Source organism: Desulforapulum autotrophicum HRM2, from assembly GCF_000020365.1.
In the GTDB taxonomy this organism is placed as follows: domain Bacteria; phylum Desulfobacterota; class Desulfobacteria; order Desulfobacterales; family Desulfobacteraceae; genus Desulforapulum; species Desulforapulum autotrophicum.
The window spans coordinates 1,093,748-1,113,855 of sequence record NC_012108.1 but is presented as its reverse complement, the minus strand read 5'-3'; the positions used below and the strand labels follow the sequence as shown (position 1 = coordinate 1,113,855).

General features: G+C 47.3%; 20 protein-coding genes. 10 read left to right on the top strand and 10 right to left on the bottom strand.

From position 1 onward, the window contains the following. Positions 1-27: 27 nt before the first annotated feature. From HRM2_RS04790 to nifH, 7 genes are all read right to left on the bottom strand, one after another. The gene (locus tag HRM2_RS04790; RefSeq protein ID WP_015902874.1) at positions 28-1,446 is read right to left on the bottom strand and encodes a nitrogenase component 1; all 1,419 of its coding nucleotides are present in this window, start codon (positions 1,444-1,446) and stop codon (positions 28-30) included. A 6-nt stretch (positions 1,447-1,452) separates the two neighbouring features. Further along, on the bottom strand, positions 1,453-2,829 hold the full coding sequence (gene nifE, locus HRM2_RS04785) for a nitrogenase iron-molybdenum cofactor biosynthesis protein NifE (protein WP_015902873.1): 1,377 nt from the start codon (positions 2,827-2,829) through the stop codon (positions 1,453-1,455). Between the two features lie 95 nt (positions 2,830-2,924). Then, on the bottom strand, positions 2,925-4,307 hold the full coding sequence (gene nifK / locus HRM2_RS04780) for a nitrogenase molybdenum-iron protein subunit beta (protein ID WP_015902872.1): 1,383 nt from the start codon (positions 4,305-4,307) through the stop codon (positions 2,925-2,927). A 68-nt stretch (positions 4,308-4,375) separates the two neighbouring features. After that, positions 4,376-6,040 carry a nitrogenase component I subunit alpha gene (locus HRM2_RS04775; protein WP_015902871.1) on the bottom strand — a complete coding sequence of 555 codons (1,665 nt, stop codon included), beginning with the start codon at positions 6,038-6,040 and terminating at the stop codon, positions 4,376-4,378. A 27-nt stretch (positions 6,041-6,067) separates the two neighbouring features. Continuing rightward, entirely contained in the window at positions 6,068-6,448 is a 381-nt protein-coding gene (locus HRM2_RS04770; RefSeq protein ID WP_015902870.1) for a P-II family nitrogen regulator, read from the bottom strand. Continuing rightward, positions 6,445-6,795, bottom strand: coding sequence for a P-II family nitrogen regulator (locus HRM2_RS04765; protein WP_015902869.1), 351 nt, complete (start codon positions 6,793-6,795; stop codon positions 6,445-6,447). The genes HRM2_RS04770 and HRM2_RS04765 overlap by 4 nt, the downstream gene beginning before the upstream one ends. Before the next feature lie 28 nt (positions 6,796-6,823). Beyond that, a complete protein-coding gene (gene nifH, locus HRM2_RS04760) occupies positions 6,824-7,645 on the bottom strand; it encodes a nitrogenase iron protein (protein ID WP_015902868.1) in 822 nt (273 codons plus the stop codon). 413 nt (positions 7,646-8,058) lie between these two features. On the opposite strand from nifH, the gene HRM2_RS28285 reads away from it, so the two are divergent. Beyond that, a complete protein-coding gene (locus HRM2_RS28285) occupies positions 8,059-8,295 on the top strand; it encodes a putative zinc-binding metallopeptidase (protein ID WP_202944689.1) in 237 nt (78 codons plus the stop codon). Between the two features lie 25 nt (positions 8,296-8,320). On the opposite strand, the gene HRM2_RS04755 is transcribed toward HRM2_RS28285, so the two are convergent. Continuing rightward, positions 8,321-9,379, bottom strand: coding sequence for a DMT family transporter (locus HRM2_RS04755; protein WP_015902867.1), 1,059 nt, complete (start codon positions 9,377-9,379; stop codon positions 8,321-8,323). 247 nt (positions 9,380-9,626) lie between these two features. On the opposite strand from HRM2_RS04755, the gene nadN reads away from it, so the two are divergent. The 6 genes from nadN (at position 9,627) to HRM2_RS04730 (ending at position 13,749) form a co-directional block, all read left to right on the top strand. After that, entirely contained in the window at positions 9,627-11,444 is a 1,818-nt protein-coding gene (gene nadN / locus HRM2_RS04750; protein ID WP_015902866.1) for an NAD nucleotidase, read from the top strand. A gap of 77 nt (positions 11,445-11,521) precedes the next feature. Continuing rightward, complete coding sequence (locus HRM2_RS04745) at positions 11,522-11,746, top strand: hypothetical protein (RefSeq protein ID WP_041273052.1); 225 nt, start codon at positions 11,522-11,524, stop codon at positions 11,744-11,746. A gap of 1 nt (position 11,747) precedes the next feature. Further along, positions 11,748-12,233 carry a chromate transporter gene (locus tag HRM2_RS27350; protein ID WP_015902864.1) on the top strand — a complete coding sequence of 162 codons (486 nt, stop codon included), beginning with the start codon at positions 11,748-11,750 and terminating at the stop codon, positions 12,231-12,233. Further along, positions 12,230-12,619: a chromate transporter gene (locus tag HRM2_RS27345; RefSeq protein ID WP_202944688.1), complete on the top strand. Its 390-nt coding sequence runs from the start codon at positions 12,230-12,232 to the stop codon at positions 12,617-12,619. Before HRM2_RS27350 ends, HRM2_RS27345 begins: the two co-directional genes overlap by 4 nt. 16 nt (positions 12,620-12,635) lie before the next feature. Further along, positions 12,636-12,785, top strand: coding sequence for a hypothetical protein (locus HRM2_RS26920; RefSeq protein WP_187149332.1), 150 nt, complete (start codon positions 12,636-12,638; stop codon positions 12,783-12,785). Positions 12,786-12,792: 7 nt separating this feature from the next. Next, entirely contained in the window at positions 12,793-13,749 is a 957-nt protein-coding gene (locus tag HRM2_RS04730; protein WP_015902862.1) for a DMT family transporter, read from the top strand. Positions 13,750-13,833: 84 nt separating this feature from the next. Here HRM2_RS04730 and HRM2_RS04725 read toward each other — a convergent pair whose 3' ends face one another. Beyond that, the gene (locus HRM2_RS04725) at positions 13,834-14,304 is read right to left on the bottom strand and encodes a MarR family winged helix-turn-helix transcriptional regulator (RefSeq protein WP_015902861.1); all 471 of its coding nucleotides are present in this window, start codon (positions 14,302-14,304) and stop codon (positions 13,834-13,836) included. A 274-nt stretch (positions 14,305-14,578) separates the two neighbouring features. Here HRM2_RS04725 and lon point away from each other — a divergent pair, with 274 nt between their 5' ends. From lon to HRM2_RS04710, 3 genes are all read left to right on the top strand, one after another. Continuing rightward, entirely contained in the window at positions 14,579-16,975 is a 2,397-nt protein-coding gene (gene lon, locus HRM2_RS04720; RefSeq protein ID WP_015902860.1) for an endopeptidase La, read from the top strand. A gap of 296 nt (positions 16,976-17,271) precedes the next feature. Continuing rightward, positions 17,272-18,618 carry a class II 3-deoxy-7-phosphoheptulonate synthase gene (locus tag HRM2_RS04715; protein WP_015902859.1) on the top strand — a complete coding sequence of 449 codons (1,347 nt, stop codon included), beginning with the start codon at positions 17,272-17,274 and terminating at the stop codon, positions 18,616-18,618. Between the two features lie 200 nt (positions 18,619-18,818). Continuing rightward, positions 18,819-19,676, top strand: a complete 858-nt coding sequence (locus tag HRM2_RS04710; protein ID WP_015902858.1) for an HAD-IIA family hydrolase — start codon at positions 18,819-18,821, stop codon at positions 19,674-19,676. Here the strand turns inward: HRM2_RS04710 and HRM2_RS04705 are convergent. After that, positions 19,656-19,898, bottom strand: a complete 243-nt coding sequence (locus HRM2_RS04705; RefSeq protein WP_015902857.1) for a YheU family protein — start codon at positions 19,896-19,898, stop codon at positions 19,656-19,658. The two genes, HRM2_RS04710 and HRM2_RS04705, sit on opposite strands and share 21 nt — an antisense overlap. Positions 19,899-20,108: the final 210 nt, after the last annotated feature.

Below are 20,108 nucleotides of genomic sequence, written 5' to 3'. Positions count from 1 at the left end.
CTATTTTTACAGGCCCATTGTGCCTTGCTACATATAGGCGTAACCGATTTTAGACGTCGTCTGATTATGGTGGAGAAGCGTGTTGACAATGGCATCAAACAGCGCCTGGGCACCCTTGTAACCGATGTGAAGAATACGCTGGCCACCGATCCGGTCATGGATGGGGAATCCCACCCTGACCAGGGGAACTTTAAGGTGCCGGGACATGGTGTATCCCTTGCTATTTCCGATCATAAAATCAGGGTCAAGCGCTCCTGCTGCCTGCTCCATCCGGGTAAAATCCATACCCTGGTGAACAGTCACCTGTTTGAAAATCTTCGGGGTGAGGGTCTTTTCCAAGGCTTTTTCCAATAATCCGCTCTTCCCGCCAGAAGCACACAGCACCGGGATAATGCCCACCTCGGCCAGGAATCCTGCAATGGCAACCACAAAATCTTCTTCTCCGTAGACAACGGCCCTTTGTCCGGATACATATTTGTTTCCATCCACATAGGCGTCAATCAATCGTCCACGCTGTTCTTTGTAACGTTCAGGCATGGGTTTTAATGTCAGCGCTTCCAGCCGCTCAAAGAAAAGATCCGTGGCCTTTACCCCCACGGGAAAACCGAGGGAAACAAGGGGAATGTCAAACCGCTCCTTTAAAAGGGATCCGGCACTTTCTGTACCCTGGTCAACCGAGGCTGCCAGGATAGCTCCAAACTCCACGCTGGCCGTGGCACGGTTCATCTCCTGGATCTGGCGGATGGGGGTTCCCCCCTTTTGAATGACCTGGTAATCATCCCACGAAGGTCCTTCCAGTCGTTCTGAATAATCCGGCAGAATCGTAAATTCAATGTCAAGGTCCGTGAAGATCTCCTTGAGATGTCGAATATCTTCATTGGAGAGCATGCCCGGAAAAACATTTATATTCTGACGGGGCTTAACGGCCTGTTCCGGTTTGCAGCCTAAAGGATTACAACGCTCAACAACGGCATGAACCGCCCCGTGGAATCCGTCCACATGGGTACCCGTATAACTTGGGGTTGACACATGGACCAGGATGGTATCGTCCAGGGCCTTGTCCATGCCGTTTAAAATCATGGGAACATCATCGCCAATGGTTTCCGAAAGGCAGGTGGTGGCAATGCCGATCATCTTGGGGGTGTATTGACGGGCTACATTTTCAATGGCAAGCATGAGGTTGGCACCACCACCGAAAATGGCCGTATCCTCGGTAAAATTTGATGAGGCAATATCTACGGGCTCCCTGAAATGACTGATCAGGTATCTTCGCATATAGGTGGAGCATCCCTGGGAGCCGTGCAAAAGGGGGATGGTCCCTTCGATTCCGTGGAAAACCATGGTGGCGCCCAGAGGGGTGCACATTTTACAGGCATTGCGGGTGGCTGTATAGGGCTTTTTATCGATCTTTTTCTTGATCTTTTTGGGTATCATGTTGGAAATCATGGGGTATCATCCTTTGTTTGAAATGGCCCGGTTAAACGCTTTTCTCGGAACAAGGTCCCAGATGGGACTTGTCACTGTTGCATGGACTTCCTTTGCAAAATTGACCATGCCCTCATACCCCACCAAAGGAATCTTTCGTTCATGGTTGTGGTCACAAAAGCCGATCCCCAGTTTGTAGGCAATGGGTCTTTCCTTGACCCCACCGATGAAGAGGTGGGCATCCTTTTCCATGACATACTTGGCAAGCTCCAGGGGGTTGGCATCATCCAGTATCACCGTGTCTGGATCACACATCTCTCGTAACAATGCGTAATCTTCCTTGTTTCCGGTCTGGGACCCCACAAGAACCTCGCTCATGCCCAGATGTTTCAGGGCCTTGATCAGGGAAAAGGCCTTAAACGCCCCGCCCACATAAATGGCGGCCCGTTTTCCCACAAGATCTTTTTTTAATGCTGCAAGTTCAGGAAGAATGGCGCAAACCTCCTCCTGGACCAGAGCCTTTGTCCGTTCCATGATCTGTGGGGCATCCTTAAAAAACGAGGCCACATCATAAAGGGCATCCGAGGTGTCTTCGATGCCAAAATACGAAACACGGATAAAGGGGATGCCATAGGCTTGTTCCATGTCTCGCGCAAGATGGGTCAACGATCCTGAACACTGAACCACATTCAAACAGGCCCTGTGTGCCGACTGAACATCCTTGACCCTGCCGTCGCCGGTCATCACGGAAACGACCTCGACGCCCATCCGCCGGTAATACTCTTTGATGATCCAGGTCTCTCCACCGATATTAAACTCACCAAGGATATTGATGCTCAGGGGAATCTGTTTTTCAGGTTTACGATTCAGATCAATGAGTTTAAACAGGGCATCACAGGCAGCCTTGTATCCATCTTTTTTTGTGCCCTTGAACCCCTCAGAATGAACCGCCAGCACGGGGATGCCAACCTTGGCTGCGACCTTTTTACACACGGCCTCCACATCATCCCCTATGATGCCCACAATACAGGTACAATAAACAAAAGCAGCTTTGGGTTCATATTCTGCAACGAGTTCAAGCAGGGCTTTCTCAAGTTTTTTCTCACCGCCGAAAACCACATCCGTCTCGGAAAGATCCGTGGAGAAACTCATCCGGTGAAGTTCCGGGCCCGATGACAGGGCCCCCCGGATATCCCAGGTGTAGGAGGCACAACCAATGGGTCCGTGGATGAGGTGAAGGGCATCGGCAATGGGGTAGAGAACCACCCTGGATCCGCAGAAGACGCATGCCCGCTGGCTCACTGCCCCTGCCAGGCTCTTTTTTTCACAGGCCATTTCAAAGGTGTCCCGGCCTTTCTGGGAAATCTGGTTTTTCCTGTCTTCTAATACGGATATGGTTTCCATTTTCAATTTTCCTTAAATTGAGCGTTTCTCTTTGATTTTTTTGCTGATTTAACAAATCAATCGAAGATAAAGTTCAGTTTCTAACCGGATCGGTTTTACATCACCAGTTCAAAGGTTTCTTCAAGGGAATCCCTGTCAATTCGATCCAGCAGCAGATCCAGAATTTTCTCCAGAAGTCGCATCCCGCCCTTGTAGCAGACCGAAGGGAAATAAGAATGCCCTACCCTGTCCACTATGGGAAACCCGTATCGCATGAAGGGAATATCCTCGTCCCTTGCGATATATTTCCCATAGGTGTTGGAGATCAACAGATCCACGGGCTCATTTTTGATCCACTGGTGGAGCAGATACATGTCAGCACCGCCACCGGCCTTGACATTGACCTTGTAGGGAAGATCTGCCGTCAGCGCCTCAATGCGTTTGACAAAGTCTTTTCCCGGGGTTCCCGTGACGATATGAACCGGCATCATGTCAATACTGATGAGAAATTCCACCAGGGGAATCAATTGATCTGGATCACCTGCCAGGGCCACCTTTTTATGGTAAAGATAGGCTTGCATATCCGTGATGATGTCCAGAAGCTGGCCCCGCTCCAGGTCAATGCTTGCCGGCACGTTTACCCCGGCAACCGTTCTCAAGGTATTAATGAATCGATCCGTTGCAGCAAGCCCAATGGGTAGGTCCAGCACCTGGCAGGGGACCTTGCAGCGGGTATCAAGGGCCCTTGCCGCATCGGCTGAAGCCGTGTTGCCAAGGGCAATGGTGCCGATGCTGTCCCCGGCGCTGGTCAACTCTTCGATGGTAACCCCCCCGTCGGGATACATTTTATATTTACCGGTCTGGGGACCGTTCAGCACATTTGAGGTGTCCGGGAAAAGGATGGGTTTGATACCCATCTCCTTGACCACCCGCTTGATTTCAGTCATGTCCGAGGGTTCAACATAACCGGGAATAATATTGAACTTGCCGTTGGAAACCCCCGTGGACTTTGAAAAGGCCGTGGCCATGGCCTTTGTCATGTTGGAAAATCCCGTAACATGGGAGCCCACATAGCTTGGGGTACTGGTATGGATGACATATTTACCCTTGGGCACTTTACCATCCTTCACCGCCTTGATGGCGATCTGGTTCACATCATCACCAATGGTTTCCGACAGACAGGTGGTGTGAACGGCAATGACATCCGGCTCATAGGTGGTGAAAATAGTATCAATGGCCTGGATCAGGTTGGACTGCCCCCCGAACACAGATGATCCTTCCGTAAAAGAGCTGGTGGCAGCCATTACCGGTTCCCGGAAATGGCGGGTCAGGGCACTTCTGTGATAGGCGCAGCAGCCCTGGGAGCCGTGACTGTGTGGCAGGCAGTTGTGAATGCCAAGGGATGCATACATGGCACCGATGGGCTGGCAGGTTTTAGCTGGATTAACGGTCAGCGATTCCCTGGGTTTTATCTCTTTATTGGTATGTCTGAGCAACATTTGTGCACGTCTCCTGTGTTAAGCGTAATTTTTATCGTGGTATGAATTTAATGGAATATGGGTATGATTTATTCCCATCCATATTTGGCAGACAGTTCAGGACTTCCCTGCCAGGGGGCTTGAATATAGCCCCAGACCTTGGAATTAACCATGCGGTCGATCTCTTTGTAAAAATTGATTGCCCCCTTGAATCCGGCATAGGGACCGCCGGAGTCGTAGGAATGGAGCTGCTTCATGGGAATACCGCTTTTTTGAACCGCATATTTTTCTTTAATACCGGCACAATAGAGATCCGGCTTATAGATTTCAATGAGTTTTTCTGTCTCATACTGGCTGATATCATCAATTACAAGGGCGTTTGGGTCCATATCCGCCATCATGCCGTTGTATTCTTTAAAGGCTACCCCTTTTTCTGCAAGTTCCGCCATCTCAGCCTCTGTTTTCCTCGGGTTGTACCGGGTCTCATCCCTCGTGATCTCAAGTTCTTGAATATTTCGAGAATCCGCATCCACCTTGATATCATCAATCACCCTTCGGCCCTCGTAATCATCCCTGTGGGCAAATTCATAACCGGCTGAAATTGTTCTCATGCCGATCTCCTTAAAAATACCCTGGTAACTGTGGGCCCTGGAACCACCAACAAACATCATGGCAAGTTTACCCTCACATCTTTGCTTGACTTCCTCCTTGACCCGTTCAATTTCAGGCAACTCAGCTGCGATAACCGCTTCCACCCGTTCAATCAGTTCTGGTTCATCAAAATACTGGGCTATTTTCCTTAAGGATTTAGCCGTGGCCTGGGCACCGATAAAATTAATCTTGATCCATGGGATGCCGTATCTTATTTCCAGCATGTCTGCCACATAATTGATGGACCGATGGCACATCACGGCATTCAAATCCGCCGTATGACAGTTGGCAAACTGGTCATAGCTGGAATTTCCACTAAAGGTGGAAACAAGGGAGATTCCACAGAGTCCAAGAATACGATCGATCTCAAAGGCGTCACCGCCGATGTTGTACTCTCCCAGCAGGTTGATCTTGTAATCCGCATCCATGATGGTATCGTTCTCGCCCACCACATGGGTAAAGATCCCATTGTTTGCGATGTGATGACCGGCAGACTGACTCACGCCCTTATATCCCTCACAGGAGAAACCAAAAACATTGATCCCCAGTTTTTCCTTCATCTCCCTGGCAACGGCATGCACATCATCGCCGATGAGCCCCACGGGACAGGTTGAAAAGATACTGATGGCCTTGGGTTTAAAATTATCATAGGCTTCCTGGATGGCGGCTTTGAGCTTTTTTTCACCGCCAAACACAATATCGTTGTCCTGCATGTCCGTGGAAAAGCAGTAGGTCATATAGTTGTCATCCTGGTCCGTGGGTGGCCGGGTCTGGTTCCGACGGGTCAGCCAGGCGTAAAAACTGCACCCAATGGGCCCATGGACGAGATTGACGATATCCCGTGTGGGTCCCATGATTACCCCTTTACAGCCGGCATAGCAGCAGCCCCTCTGGGTGATGATGCCGGGAACGGTCCTGACATTGGCACCCATGACTGTAGGATTGCCGCATTCATCCGTTGTATTGGGCATGATCTGTTTTGATCGTTTCCTGGCCACCTTGGTGGGATATTTGGCTATCAGCTCTTTTTTCACCATTTCCGGATCAGGGATCTCGGTTCGACCGGTTGTCGTCTCAATTTGGTCTTTCGTCTTAAGGCTCATCTTTATCTTTCCATTCTTAAAGTTGGGTTAAATTTCATCCAGCACTTTGTCACCACTCTCGCCGGTTCTAACGCTCAGGGACTCAAGAACCGGCATCACCCATACCACCCCGTCCCCTGATTTGCCTGTCTGGTTGACTCCAATAATGGTCTTCACCGTTTTAGAGACCAGCTTGTTCGGAACAACGATGGAAATGGCTCTTTTGGGGATCAGACGACCGGACTCACCCAGCTGGGCAATGGCTTCTTCATATCCCTGTTCAGCACCCTTTAAGAGTGTCATGTCCACAAGCCCCTTTCCCCGGCCCAAGGCATCCATGGCTGTCATGGAGGATATTCCCGCGTCAATCAGGGCCAGTTTGGTCTTGTTGATTTTGTTCATGCGGATGACGGCCATTATCTCTTTCATGCGGGCACCTCTTCTTTGGAAGATTCCATGATCCCGGAACTGATGGTGTAAATCTCCTCCACGGGGCTGACAAAAATCTTGCCGTCTCCAAAGGCGCCTTTTTCACTGGTTTTGGCTGTTTTCATGATGATATTAAGGACAAACTCTTTAGCCTTTTCATCCACCACTGTGATGAGCATCTCCTTGGGTATCTCATCATAGGTGATTTCACCGATTTTGATGCCCCGCTGTTTTCCTCGCCCTGCAACGCTCATTCGGGTTACGGCGGGGAATCCTGCTTCCATCAGTGCAGCCATGACATCATGGGTTTTCTCCGGTCTGATAATTGATCTGATCATTATTTTCATTGTTGTTCATTTCCTTTAAAAAATGGTTTCAGGATGCAATGCCGTAGGTGACCAGAAGTTCTTCCAGCTCTTCAATTTCAATGGGTGTTGGAATGACATACTTCTCGTTTTCATTAATTTTTTTTGCAAGCATGCGGTATTCATCTGCCTGGGAATGTTCAGGCTCATATTCAATTACGGTTTTCCTGTTAATTTCAGCCCGCTGTACAACATTTTCCCTGGGGATAAAGTGAATCATCTGGGTACCGAGTTTTTCGGCAAGTGCCTCTATCATATCCTTCTCAAAATCCACAGCCCTTGAATTACAGATCAGTCCACCCAGGCGGATCCCCCCTGATTCTGCAAATTTCACGATTCCCTTACAGATATTGTTGGCCGCATACATGGCCATCATTTCGCCGGAGACCACAATATAGATCTCCTGGGCCTTGCCTTCACGCATGGGCATGGCAAAACCACCGCAGACCACGTCCCCCAGGACATCATAAAACACATAGTCCAGCTCTTCATTTTCATAGGCCCCCAGCTGCTCCAAAAGGTTGATGGAGGTAATGATTCCCCTTCCGGCACACCCCACGCCAGGCTCGGGTCCGCCGGATTCCGTACACATGGTTCCGCCGTACCCCAATTTCAGGACATCTTCCAGAACGACATCTTCTCCCTCTTCCCTGAGGGTGTCCAAAACGGTTTTCTGGGCAAGGCCGTTGAGCAGAAGTCTTGTGGAATCAGCCTTTGGGTCACAACCCACCACCATGATTTTATGCCCTGCCTCCACAAGTCCTGCCACAGTATTCTGGGTTGTTGTTGATTTGCCGATTCCGCCTTTTCCGTAAATGGCTATTTTTCTCATTTTCCTTGTCCTTTTTTCTTAGATCAATGTAATAAACACTCTCGCCCGATTGCTTGACAGGTTAAGATTGCAACTAAAAGGCCACCCCATAAAAAAACGACATATATCTTGATATTTTATTTTCAACACACTGATATTCAAAGACAAAAAAGGTTCCATAGAATGCTGTAGAAACAAACAAGACTCAAATAAAAATCACAATTATGTATTTTTACGTAAAATGAGATACATTTTTGTGATTTATGGGTATTTAGTATACTCTTTTGTGATATAGTTGTTTAATGTGTTTTTTATCGTTCGAGAGAGGTTTATTTCTTTACCCGACTTTTTCGGGTAACCGTCAAACACAGAGCAGAGGGATAAGCTTTCGTTCAAACACTAAATATGTTTATGAACTGTATTGATCTGGCAAATTGTCAATATGTGTCTGGTCACCGGGGCTAAAACCCCATGGCAACTCAACACCCATTGCCAATATTTTAGATGCCTGGATGGATTTCTCCGTGATCTTCGATTCATTAAATCGCAGCATGGGTTTGGATGACGCCTATCCATTTGTGTTAACACAATCAGTACGCACAAAGTTATCGTTTATTCATCATGCCATTCATAATAGATTAAGTCCGTTGCCTGCATTGGTGAAAGAATGAACCAACGTTTACATTTTGATCTCCGTCACGGTTCTTTTTTATGATCATGGCGATGGTGCAGATCCGGCCAGTGTTTGTGGGTATGTTCTTCCGGGGCATGATCGTGCCAGTGCACATGGCTCTCTTTCGGATCGAAGCCTTCATGCCCATGGTTGTGGTGGAGCCCATCGTGGCTGTGGCTATGCTGATGGGACATGGCAATGTGGCGATGGTTATGCACATGCTGCTCACTGAAAAGGACAAAGAGAGAAACCACAATCAGGAGTGCAGCAACGGCCTGGACATGGGTGAACGTCTCACCGAGAACAGTCACTGACAGCAGCAAACCAAAAAACGGCGCAACCGAAAAGACCATCTGGCTGCGAACGGCTCCCAATCCCTGGGCAGCCATGACATAGAGTGTGATACTGCACCCATAGGAGACCACCCCGACCAGTAAAGCCATAATAACAACGCCCGGGCTACCGATGCCACCGGCAACAGCCCCCCCAAGAACCAGGTTGAACACACCGGCAACACTTCCCTTCCACAGGGTGGTCTGGGCCGGAGATATCCCGTCGATAAGCGCAGTAAAATGATTGTCAAACCCCCAGCAGATGCATCCCAGAAAGACCAATAGACCGGGGAAAAAACCACCGGCATCGTTCCCCGCCAGCAGCATTGCAGCAATCAATGTTCCCCCTGCCGCAACCCATGCCCGCCGGGAAAGATTCTCCTGGAACACAAAATGTCCAAGAAGAACTGTGGCCACAAGCTCCAGATTGAGCCAGAGGGAGACAGACCCTGAGCTGGCGATTTTCAATCCCAGCAAAAGCAGGAACGGCCCAAGAATCCCTCCCAGTAAAATGGCGCCTGCGAGGAGCAAAAACGTGTTCCGACCGGCGTGCCAGGGCCACTGGAAAGCCCGTTCCCCCATGACCACGGGCAGCACCCCCAGGGCAGCGCCAAGGTATAGCAATCCTGCAAGGGCCTGGGGCTCAACACCCCCCAGCAAAGCCTTGCCGGCAGGTGTGGCCCCGCCAAAAAGCAGGGCTGAAACCATCCCGATTATTATGAATTTTCCCTGCCGACCGGGTAATTCCATCCCTCTTTACCCCAAACTTTAAAACAACCAAAAAATAACAAAGAGCCTACCCTAATATCGTACTTTTATCAATCACGGGAGGCCATGGGTCAACCATTGAAGATCCTGGGAATTGAAATGACATTTGTGTTATGGTTAAATACGGATTCATTTGGAAGCCATCCATATGCACCAAAAATGCACCAAAAACCATGGCAAGGCGTGAACTCCATATGGGTCCATCCGCTTAATTTGTAAGGAGAGAGATATGAAATATAACAAATTAAAAAATGCTGCACAGCCCATCATCTTTTTATTGCTCACCCTTACATTGCTGGCTGCGCCAGGGTGCAATACCGGCGGTGACAAGTCAAAGCTGGCCCTTAAAATCCTCCACGTCAACGATGTCCACTCACACCTGGACCCGTCTGAAATTGACCTGACCCTTGGTGGTGTGAAAACCACATGTGAAATCGGCGGCATGGCAAGGGTGGCATCCAAAATAAATGAACTTGCCGAAACGAACAAAAATCACCTGGTGCTGCATGCCGGTGATGCGGTACAGGGAACCCTTTACTATACCTTGTTCAATGGTCAGGCGGATGCCGATATTATGAATGCCATGGGGTTCGATGCCATGGCCATCGGCAATCACGAATTCGACAACGGTGATCAATGGCTGGCAAATTTCATCGCCATGGTTGATGCACCCCTGGTCAGCACCAATATTGAGGTGATCTCGGGAAATGTTCTGGATGGGCTCTATTCTCCCTATGTCATCACCCAGGTGGACGGCGAACCCATCGGTATCATCGGGTTGACCATTGCCGGAAAAACCAGGGATTCATCCAGGCCCAGTAATGAGGTCACCTTTAACGAGGAGGTTGCCGCCACCCAGGCAGCCGTGGATGAGCTCAAGGAGCAAGGCATCCGGAAGATCCTCCTGCTCAGCCATTGCGGGTACAAAAATATGAAGGCCCTGGCCCCCCTGGTCACAGATATCGACATTATCGTTGACGGTGATTCCCACACATTGCTGGGAGATTTCACGGTCTATGGCCTGGACAGTCTGGGGGACTATCCGACCAGGGTTCGAAACCGGGACGGGGAAACAGTCTGTGTGGTCCAGGCCTGGGAATACGGCAAAGTGCTCGGTGAACTCGACGTATACTTCAACGGTGATGAACTGGAAAGCTGCTCTGGAACGCCCCACCTGATCCTGGGCAAATCCTTTGTTCGTAAAGACAGTCAGGGAGCACCCTACGTCCTGGAAACCGGTGAACTGACTTCGGTTCTGTCCGTCATTGACGCAGATAGCAAACTCGATACCGTTGCCGAGGATGAATACGTGGCAGATATTATCTCCACATACTCCACCCAGGTGGATGCCCTGGGTAAAACCGTCATTGGCAGGGCAGATGAAGCCCTGCCCCACAGCAGGGTGCCGGGCCATGATTACAGCGGCAGAATCCTGCCCCTGGGCAGCCACATCGCACCGGTTGTCGCCAGGGCGTTCTACCAACTGGACGGTAACGCTGATATCTGCATCCAGAACGCCGGAGGTGTTCGAATCAGTATCATGCAGGGGGAGATCACCTATGACACCGCCTATACCTTGCTGCCCTTCTCCAATACCTTGTATGAAATTAAAATGTATGGCTCTGAAATCAAGGCAGTACTGGAAGATGCCATAGATAATATCGCCCAGGGCGGTTCCACTGGTTCCTTCCCCTACAGCTATCCCCTTAAATATGATGTGGATGCCAACCAGCCATTTGGAAGCCGCGTATCCAATCTTGAGGTCAAGGACCGGCACACAGACACCTATTCCAGCCTGCAGAACGATACCCTGTACGTGGTGGTTACCAATAATTACACTGCAAAAGGCCGTGACGGTTATACCACCTTTGCCACGGTACAGGCGCAACGGGGTGAGGGAACAGACACCTACCTCGACTATGCCCTCTCCTTTGTTAATTATGTAAAGGGACTTGCAGCAAAGGGAGAGGACCTGGTACCGATTCCCGCCGGGGACCACTGCATTAAAAGCTACATCGCCACCGTGGACGAAACCGATAATTTGTAATCAGACGACTGCCCGGCCGTAAGGAGTAAATCACGGATCAAAGGCAGGAATTTGAACCGACCCGGAAGTCTTTGATCATGGACCTGGCACCGGACCATTGCAAGTCCGGCATGTTCGGTCTTTATTATCTTATCCGGGATATCGTTGTATCGGTTGCGGCCCTGGGCGGGGCATTTTTATGGCAAATCAGTCCCCGGGCAAACCTCGTAACAGCCTTTGTGTTCGCCGTGATCGGCACCCTGGGATTTGCTGTTTTCGGCAAAGACATATCAATACACGATCCATCAAGGAGACCTGATTAAAATGAAGGCTTCAGAGATTCCGTTCAAGGACGCATTGAAATTCTGGACCAAGCTGCGGTTCATCAGCTTTGGGGGTCCGGCAGGCCAGATTGCCATCATGCACCCGGAAGTGGTGGTACGCCAAAACTGGGTCAGCGAGAACCAGTTTTTACGGGCCCTCAATTTCTGCATGCTGTTGCCCGGGGCCGAGGCCCAGCAACTGGCAACCTATATCGGCTGGCGGATGCACAGCACCCTTGGCGGCATTCCCGCTGGCACCCTGTTTGTCATCCCCTCCATATTTGTCATGCTTTTTCTCAGTTACCTTGCCGTAGCCCACATTGATATCCCGGCAGTGGCCGCAGCGTTTTATGGCATCCAGCCGGTGGTGGTAGCGGTTGTCATCGAGGCAGTATTGCGCATCGGGAAAAAGGCGCTCAAGCATGCATTGCTTTATGGGTTTGCAGAATCAACCCCGGGACCGCTGATCATGGTCATCAGTATGTGAATTTTATCGGGGCATGGAGTCTGCCAGGGGGGCTTACGCCTTTGACCGCTGGTATTCTGGGTGCCCTGATAACGACCTATATGACTTTTCTACCCTGTTTTTTCTTTATCTTTGCAGGTGCCCCGTTTATCGAAGCCATGGGGGGAAATAAGCGTCTCCAGGCAGCCTTGACCGGAGTAACCGCAGCGGTTGTCGGCGTGGTGCTCAACCTTGCGGTCTGGTTTGGCTACAAGGTGATTTTACCCAATGGCCAGGGGTTTGATTTCTTTGCCCTGATATCTGCTGCCATCTCGTTGTTACTGCTGCAGAAGTATCACTTTCCCCTTCAGTATATGGTACCATTGGGCGCAGTTGCAGGGATAGTCTGGCAACTGTTTATTTTATAGGACAGAAAGGAGAATCATGGACAAAATCATGTATGAGATCAAGCCAGGGGCGATACAACCGGACCAAGGGGGATGGAGGCGGGTTTCAGACGCCTTGAACAGCGAACCCTCAAGATCTATCGCCCTTCCCTTCTCATGGAAAAAGGTGTACATTTATAAAATTTAAGGGCACCATGACAATACAATCAGCCGCAAAAAATAGCGACCGCGGTTCATCAAACCCATCGATATTAAACTATTCCACCCGTGAACTAACGGGCATCCTGATGATATTCGGGTCCGCCATCTGCTTCTACCTGGCCACCTTTGTGATCAGGATAGCTAAAACAGAAACGATCATCACCCCTGAAGAATTCCTCTTCGGAAGACTACTGCTGGGCTTTGCAATCGTTGTGACCATCATGGGGGTGAAGAAAAAAAAACCGCTCCCCAAAAACTGGCACTTTCTTTTCGGGAGGGTCGTGGCTAACCTGTTTGCGGTACTCTGCTTTTACACTGCCGTCGAAAAAACCGGTGCTTCAACAGCCAATGTCCTGAACATGACCTACCCCATTTTCATCGCCATTATCTCATGGTTTATGATCAGGGACCAGCGGGATCCCATGGCTATTATCATCTCAGTCGTCTCATTTGCCGGGGTCTGGATGATCCTGTCCGGCAACGGTTTCACCATTGACATACAGAACCTGTGGGGATTGATGTCCGGGATTTGGGCATCTGTGGCCATTATCTACCTTAATCTGCTCAGGCGGGACCACGATTCCGACACCATCCTTTTTTTCGTATTCGGAGCAGGCACATTCTTTACCTACACCCTCTTCCATGGAAAAATCACCATGCCCGATGGAAACCAATTTTATTACCTCTTTATCTGTTCCATATTGGGGGTGGCCGGACAATACCTCCTCACCATCGGGAACAAATACGTGACCGCATTGGAAAGCGGCATTATCTCGTCCACAAGAATTTTGATGGCTGCGGTTCTGGGAATTTTTCTCCCCTATGATCTGCCCCTCTCACCATTGGGATGGGTGGGGGCTTTTCTGATCTTTGGCGCCAACATTTACCTGACCATCCGAAAGGTAAAAAAGCCCCAGGGATTATGTGCAAGGGTCAAGAATAGAGATTAGGGCCATGATTGGAATAAATCTTTCCGGAATAAGGCTTAAAAAACAAGGCCTGTGGGGGGATATTCTGATTGGAAGTTTTTATTTTCATAATTTGTTTATTAATTTAATAAAGGTGACAACCTCTTCCTCGTTAAAGTTACTTAAAATGATATCAACCACTCGTTGCTCAGACAAGTATTGTAACTGTGCGATATTACGACCTTTTTCAGTGAGCCTGATATAAAAAATACGTTTATCCCTAGGGCATTGCATTTTTTCAACACAATCCAATTTAATCAGTTTATTAACAATCTCAGTAACAGATGGTTTTGTTACGTTTAAAATATCAGCAAATTTTCCAAAGGTTATATCAATTGTTCTGTCAATTATCTTCAAATAGTGCAGTTGATTTAATTGAAGCTTGGACATTCCAAGTTTATCTGAGAGTTGTAAATTACACTCATGTCCCAGGCTGTTGAACTTTCTAACGGATTCGTAGATTAATTCTCTTTTCAAAATAAACCCAATCTCATCTGTAATAGTTTGTTCATTACTTACTAATTTATTTAAATGCATTTGTCAATATAAAGCCTTCTATTTCGAGGTTTTTAAGGGTCTTAAAACAGATATTCCTGATTTTATTGGAACGTATTTTTTAGAATCCAAAACATTTTATTGTTAGTTTGCATTGAACTAAATTAAATAGTGCCTATCATATAATAATCCAACTGGATTTGGATTGATATAACCGGCACGTCTGGAGCATGGTCTCGGATCTCGGCTACAGCGAATGATACACGCCTCTGTTTGCAACGCTTCGGTGAGCGCTTCATATAAAAAGGAGAACAAAATGGATTCAACATATGTAACCCCTGAACTGATTGTCATACCGTTGACACAAACCGTATTATTTCCAGAAACACAAGCCCAGATCAGTGTCAGCAAGAATCTGGGTAAAATATTAAACACTCGAATGGATCAGGGAAACGACAGGGCCATTGCAATTTCTGTGAAAGAAGGATTTAAGAAGGATAGTCCAGACAGGGAAATGTTCTTTTCCATGGGTACAGAGATTCAATTAAAATCCCGAACATCCAGGGACGATCATGACCTTTTCGATGTAAAGGTGCTTAACAGAGTCACCATTGAATCCATCAGAATGACAAACGGTAAAGTCCTAGCGGTGTATGTCCAGGCACCGGACCAGATTGATATGGATTCAAAAAGCCAGGAACAGATGATGGAGTACATCAAAAAAATCGCCTATGAATTAAGCACCCATTTTAAAGGATCCGAGCCCTATATCAAAGAGATCAAACAAATGGATAGGATTCCGCAACTAATGGGATACATTCTTCCGTTTATAAACATTTCACTAAAAGAGAAACAGCAACTTCTGGAAATTGACTCGTTAAAGGAGAGGGGCATTCTATTCATGGACATTCTCCTCCAACACAAAGAGTCCGTAATACTTCAGATCGAAATGGCACAAAAGTTCTCAGATCAGGCCAATAAGAACTACAGAAAATCGTTTTTAAAAGAACAGTTGAAAAACATCCGTAAGGAACTAGGCGAGGACGCCCCCAAATCTGCTGGAAAAAAAGATTATGCCCAGCTGATTGAAGATGCAGATATGCCCGAAGAAATTGAGCAGGTTGCTTTGGACGAACTTTCAAAATTAAATGAACAGGGACAGGGAAGTCACGAGACAGGCACCATAAAAAATTATCTTGACCTTCTTGTGGCGCTTCCATGGGGCATTACAACTCAAAAAGATATTGATATTGAAAAAGCGTCCCAGTTACTTGAGACCCATCATTATGGACAGAAAAAAATAAAAGAACGTATCATCCAACACCTGTCCGTGATGAAACTGAAAAAAGAAAAACAAGGCTCCATTCTGCTGCTTGTAGGCCCTCCGGGAACAGGGAAAACCAGTCTTGGAAAGAGTATTTCAGAGGCCTTGAACAGAAAATATGTCCGTATCAGTCTTGGTGGGGTCAGGGATGAAGCCGAAATAAGAGGGCACAGAAGAACCTATGTCGGTGCCCTTCCAGGAAGAATTATTCAGGGAATTAAAAAAGCCGGTGAAAGAAATCCAGTTTTTGTCCTGGATGAAGTAGACAAACTTGTTTCAGCATTCCAAGGAGATCCATCCAGTGCATTGTTGGAAGTTCTTGATCCGGAGCAGAATAATACATTCTCTGATCACTACCTTGAGGTTCCCTATGATCTTTCAGATGTGTTTTTTGTTGCCACAGCAAACAGCAGAAGGGGAATTCCAGGCCCGCTTTTAGACAGAATGGAAGTAATTGAACTGACTGGTTATACCGAAAATGAAAAATTTCATATTGGAAAAGATCACCTGATGAAACTTGTTCTTGAAGAACATGGAATTAAGAATTCCCAGCTTGAAATTGATGATGATGCACTAAAGGCAATCATTGACAAATATACGGTTGAAGCCGGCGTTCGAGGTCTTCGGAATCAACTGGCCAAGGTGGCCCGGGTTGTCTCTGAAAAAATTGTATCAGGAACAACACAACTGCCCTACAAGGTGACCCAGGATTCACTTGAAGAAATTCTGGGCAATCCTGTAATAAGACACGATGTGGCACAAATGGATAACCCTCCGGGGGTTGTTACCGGACTTGCCTGGACCCCCATGGGCGGCGAAATCCTTTTCATTGAGGCAACGCATATGCCCGGAAACGGTAAGCTTACATTAACCGGTCAACTGGGTGATGTGATGAAAGAATCGGCCACAATATCACTGAGTTTATTCAGATCCAGGTTGGCTTTTGCATTACCGGATTTTGACTTTGAGAAAAAAGATCTTCACATACACGTACCGGCAGGTGCAATGCCTAAAGACGGTCCATCAGCTGGCGTCGTCATGTTTACATCAATCGCTTCGCTCATAATGGGCCGGAAAATTAATCCAAAGCTCGCCATGACCGGAGAAATCACCCTGAGAGGTCGAGTTTTGCCCATCGGTGGCATCAAGGAAAAAGTTCTGGCAGCCCATCGTGCGGGGATCAAGAAAATCCTATTGCCGGAGGAGAACGAGAAAGATCTTAATGATATCCCTGAAGATGTAAAGGAGCAGTTGACATTTGTAACGATTCACACTGTAGAGGACCTTATCAAGGAGACCTTGGGACTTAATCTTCCAAAACCCGAAACACTGACAATCGGCATTTTTCCCGGAGACAAAACACTCGATAACGCAACATTAACCAATTAATTAATTTTGACACAAACGGCATGCCAGTGCATGGCATGCCGTTTAATTAGGACCGCAGATGAAACAATTTGACCCGGAATAGCCGAATTTTAATCCATCCATAAGGCGTATTAAAGGTTCAATAGCTGTAATGCCTTGCTGTAGGGGGACAAAAGGCATCCAATTTCATCCAAGTTATAAAACTTCCAGCCCCTGACTTTAACAGACAGGGAATCCAGGCCTTTACTGGAATCATGGTCCATGATAAACTTAAGTATTTAACCGCTAATTTAAGAGAACAGAAGAGAATATAAAAAATGGTGAATACCAAAGAATGGACAAAATCAAGCTGGAAAAATCATACAGCGCTTCAACAACCCAACTGGCCAGACAAAAAAAAGCTGGACAAAGTCATCGACGACCTGACGTTAATGCCACCACTGGTTTTTGCAGGAGAAATAAGAGCATTAAAAGAGATGCTGGGCAAAGCATCAAAAGGAGAGGCATTTCTGCTTCAGGGCGGTGATTGTTCAGAAGATTTTTCCCAGGTTACTGCCCCCAATATCAGGGAGAGCTTAAAAGTATTGCTGCAGATGGCCGTGGTAATGACCTATGCCGGCGGAAAACCCACCATCAAAGTCGGCCGGATTGCCGGACAATTTGCCAAACCTCGATCATCCGATACTGAAATGGTAAATGGCGTTGAACTGCCGTCCTATCGTGGAGACATGGTCAACAAGGTAACCCCCACCATCAAAGACCGAACCCCGAATCCCAAATTCATGCTCAAAGGTTATTATATGGCAGCGGCGACCTTAAACCTGCTGCGGGCATTTACCCGGGGCGGGTATGCAGCCCTGCACAGGGTGCAATCATGGAATCATGAATTTGTGGTTCAATCGCCCATGGGCCGGTCCTATGACCGCCTGGCCAGACAGATTGACAAGGCCATCAAGTTCATGAACACGATTGGTATTCCCACGGATATTCCCCAGGTCAATCAGACCCAGTTTTTCACATCCCATGAAGCCCTGTTATTGCCCTATGAAGAGGCATTAACCCGGATAGATTCCACCACCGGGGGATGGTATGACTGTTCGGCACACATGCTCTGGATTGGAGAGAGGACCCGGCAGGTGGATGGTGCCCACGTGGCGTTTTTAAAAGGGGTGCTCAATCCCATCGGGGTTAAAATAGGGCCAAATTATGACATGGATAATGTCAAACAACTCATTGAAACACTTAATCCTGAAAACGAAGCCGGTCGATTGACCCTGATCACCAGAATGGGGTGTAACAATATTGAAAAAAAACTGGCTCCCCTGCTTCGTGAAACCAAAAAACAGGGGTATCATATCGTGTGGAACTGCGACCCCATGCATGCCAATACATATACATCGGAATCCGGACACAAAACCCGGGATTTTAATGATATTTTAAAAGAAATCACCCGGTTTTTTGAAATTCACTGGGCAGAAGGCACAATTCCAGGAGGGGTCCATCTTGAAATGACTGGTAAGAACGTAACCGAATGTGTGGGTGGGGCCAGAAATATTGTCAGCGAAGAACTTCATAATCGCTATGATACCACCTGTGATCCACGGTTGAATGCCGAGCAGAGTCTGGAAGTAGCATTTCAGATCGCTGATATGATAAAACACTGATAACAGCAGCCCTGAAAAGTCATACCTTCTGCCATACAGGCGGTATGACTTTTTGCTGGGGTCATATTTCAGACACCTAATAATTTTTCATACTTTTCTTGACAAAGAGCGTCTTCCGATCCCAGGATCCAGATGGGACTCGCGAAAGCCGCAAAAGGTTTCGACCAGATCTTTAAGCAACCCAAGAGAAAGGGTTTGATATGCAGAATCAAAAAAGTTATCAAAAATCATTCATAATGGATATGGATGGCGTCGTGTATACCGGTGATAAATTGATTCCCGGCGCAAAGGCATTTATCAACCGCCTGATACAGAATAATTACAAATTTATATTTTTAACCAACAACTCGTATTTTACGCGTTTGGAACTGCGAGACCGCTTACTGAATATGGAAATAAAAGTTGATGAGAATTGTTTCTACACCTCGGCAATGGCCACTGCAAACTTTCTCAAGGTGCAAAGGCCGAATGGCTGCTCGGCTTATGTTATTGGCGGAAAAGGGATTTTTGAAGAACTTGAAAACGCGGATATTAAAATAACCTCTAAAAACCCCGATTATGTCATCATTGGGGAAACCGAGGAATATGATTATGCCAAAATAATCGAAGCAACGCTGCTGATTCAGGAAGGTGCGAAGTTCCTTGCCACCAATCCGGATTTAACCGGTCCCAGCCCGCGTGGTCCTGTACCGGCATGCGGTGCCCTGGTTGCTCCTATTGAAAAAGTTACCGGAGTTGCCCCTTATTTTTTGGGGAAACCCAATCCGGTCATGATGTTTTTAGCACGAAAAGAGTTAAAAGTGCATTCGGCAAACTGCTTTATGATTGGGGATAGAATGGATACGGACATTATGGGCGGTTTGGAATCCGGAATGACCACCTGCCTGGTATTATCCGGTGTAACGGATGGGACAACCATAAACCGTTTTCCCTATCAGCCGGATTATATATTTAATAATCTCGGGGAAATTGATCCGGACACCATTTTATCAAGAAGAGAGATGGTGGAAAAAGATGATATGTTTTCCCCTTTGAAATCAGCTGCTCAATTTCTTTAAAAGGGGGCTATCACTTTTTAATATGTTACAAGTTTCTGATTTGTGATCAAAAACAATGACTGCTTTCCCTGCTTTTATCTTTTCCATAACCTGTGCAACTCTGGTTTCAACAAGGATCTCTCTTTCCCCATAATCGGTTCCATCCCGGGTAACGAATTCTTCGATAACACCATGAAGAGCTTCAGGAGATAATTGCTCATATGGAATTTTAACAGCACTCATTGTTAATCCACCTCATCATTTGGATCATATATTTATATATTTGAATATTAAATCATTCAAAGGTCACCAGCATATCACCGAAATCTTTCCAGAGAGTCTTTTTTCTATCATCACCAGTCTAACGAAAAGCCGTGGGTCCCATTGTCAGCCTTTTCGTAATCTTGGCATGATTCTTTAACATACCCCCCTTGTAATTTTCTCTCTTTTAAT

Excerpts from the sequence above, each read along its gene's own strand:
- HRM2_RS04790 (WP_015902874.1), bottom strand. The coding sequence starts at position 1,446 with ATGATTTCCAACATGATACCCAAAAAGATCAAGAAAAAGATCGATAAA.
- nifE (WP_015902873.1), bottom strand. The coding sequence starts at position 2,829 with ATGGAAACCATATCCGTATTAGAAGACAGGAAAAACCAGATTTCCCAG.
- nifK (WP_015902872.1), bottom strand. The coding sequence starts at position 4,307 with ATGTTGCTCAGACATACCAATAAAGAGATAAAACCCAGGGAATCGCTG.
- HRM2_RS04775 (WP_015902871.1), bottom strand. The coding sequence starts at position 6,040 with ATGAGCCTTAAGACGAAAGACCAAATTGAGACGACAACCGGTCGAACC.
- HRM2_RS04770 (WP_015902870.1), bottom strand. The coding sequence starts at position 6,448 with ATGAAAGAGATAATGGCCGTCATCCGCATGAACAAAATCAACAAGACC.
- HRM2_RS04765 (WP_015902869.1), bottom strand. The coding sequence starts at position 6,795 with ATGAAAATAATGATCAGATCAATTATCAGACCGGAGAAAACCCATGAT.
- nifH (WP_015902868.1), bottom strand. The coding sequence starts at position 7,645 with ATGAGAAAAATAGCCATTTACGGAAAAGGCGGAATCGGCAAATCAACA.
- HRM2_RS04755 (WP_015902867.1), bottom strand. The coding sequence starts at position 9,379 with ATGGAATTACCCGGTCGGCAGGGAAAATTCATAATAATCGGGATGGTT.
- nadN (WP_015902866.1), top strand. The coding sequence starts at position 9,627 with ATGAAATATAACAAATTAAAAAATGCTGCACAGCCCATCATCTTTTTA.
- HRM2_RS04745 (WP_041273052.1), top strand. The coding sequence starts at position 11,522 with ATGGACCTGGCACCGGACCATTGCAAGTCCGGCATGTTCGGTCTTTAT.
- HRM2_RS27350 (WP_015902864.1), top strand. The coding sequence starts at position 11,748 with ATGAAGGCTTCAGAGATTCCGTTCAAGGACGCATTGAAATTCTGGACC.
- HRM2_RS26920 (WP_187149332.1), top strand. The coding sequence starts at position 12,636 with ATGGACAAAATCATGTATGAGATCAAGCCAGGGGCGATACAACCGGAC.
- HRM2_RS04730 (WP_015902862.1), top strand. The coding sequence starts at position 12,793 with ATGACAATACAATCAGCCGCAAAAAATAGCGACCGCGGTTCATCAAAC.
- HRM2_RS04725 (WP_015902861.1), bottom strand. The coding sequence starts at position 14,304 with ATGCATTTAAATAAATTAGTAAGTAATGAACAAACTATTACAGATGAG.
- lon (WP_015902860.1), top strand. The coding sequence starts at position 14,579 with ATGGATTCAACATATGTAACCCCTGAACTGATTGTCATACCGTTGACA.
- HRM2_RS04715 (WP_015902859.1), top strand. The coding sequence starts at position 17,272 with ATGGTGAATACCAAAGAATGGACAAAATCAAGCTGGAAAAATCATACA.
- HRM2_RS04710 (WP_015902858.1), top strand. The coding sequence starts at position 18,819 with ATGCAGAATCAAAAAAGTTATCAAAAATCATTCATAATGGATATGGAT.
- HRM2_RS04705 (WP_015902857.1), bottom strand. The coding sequence starts at position 19,898 with ATGAGTGCTGTTAAAATTCCATATGAGCAATTATCTCCTGAAGCTCTT.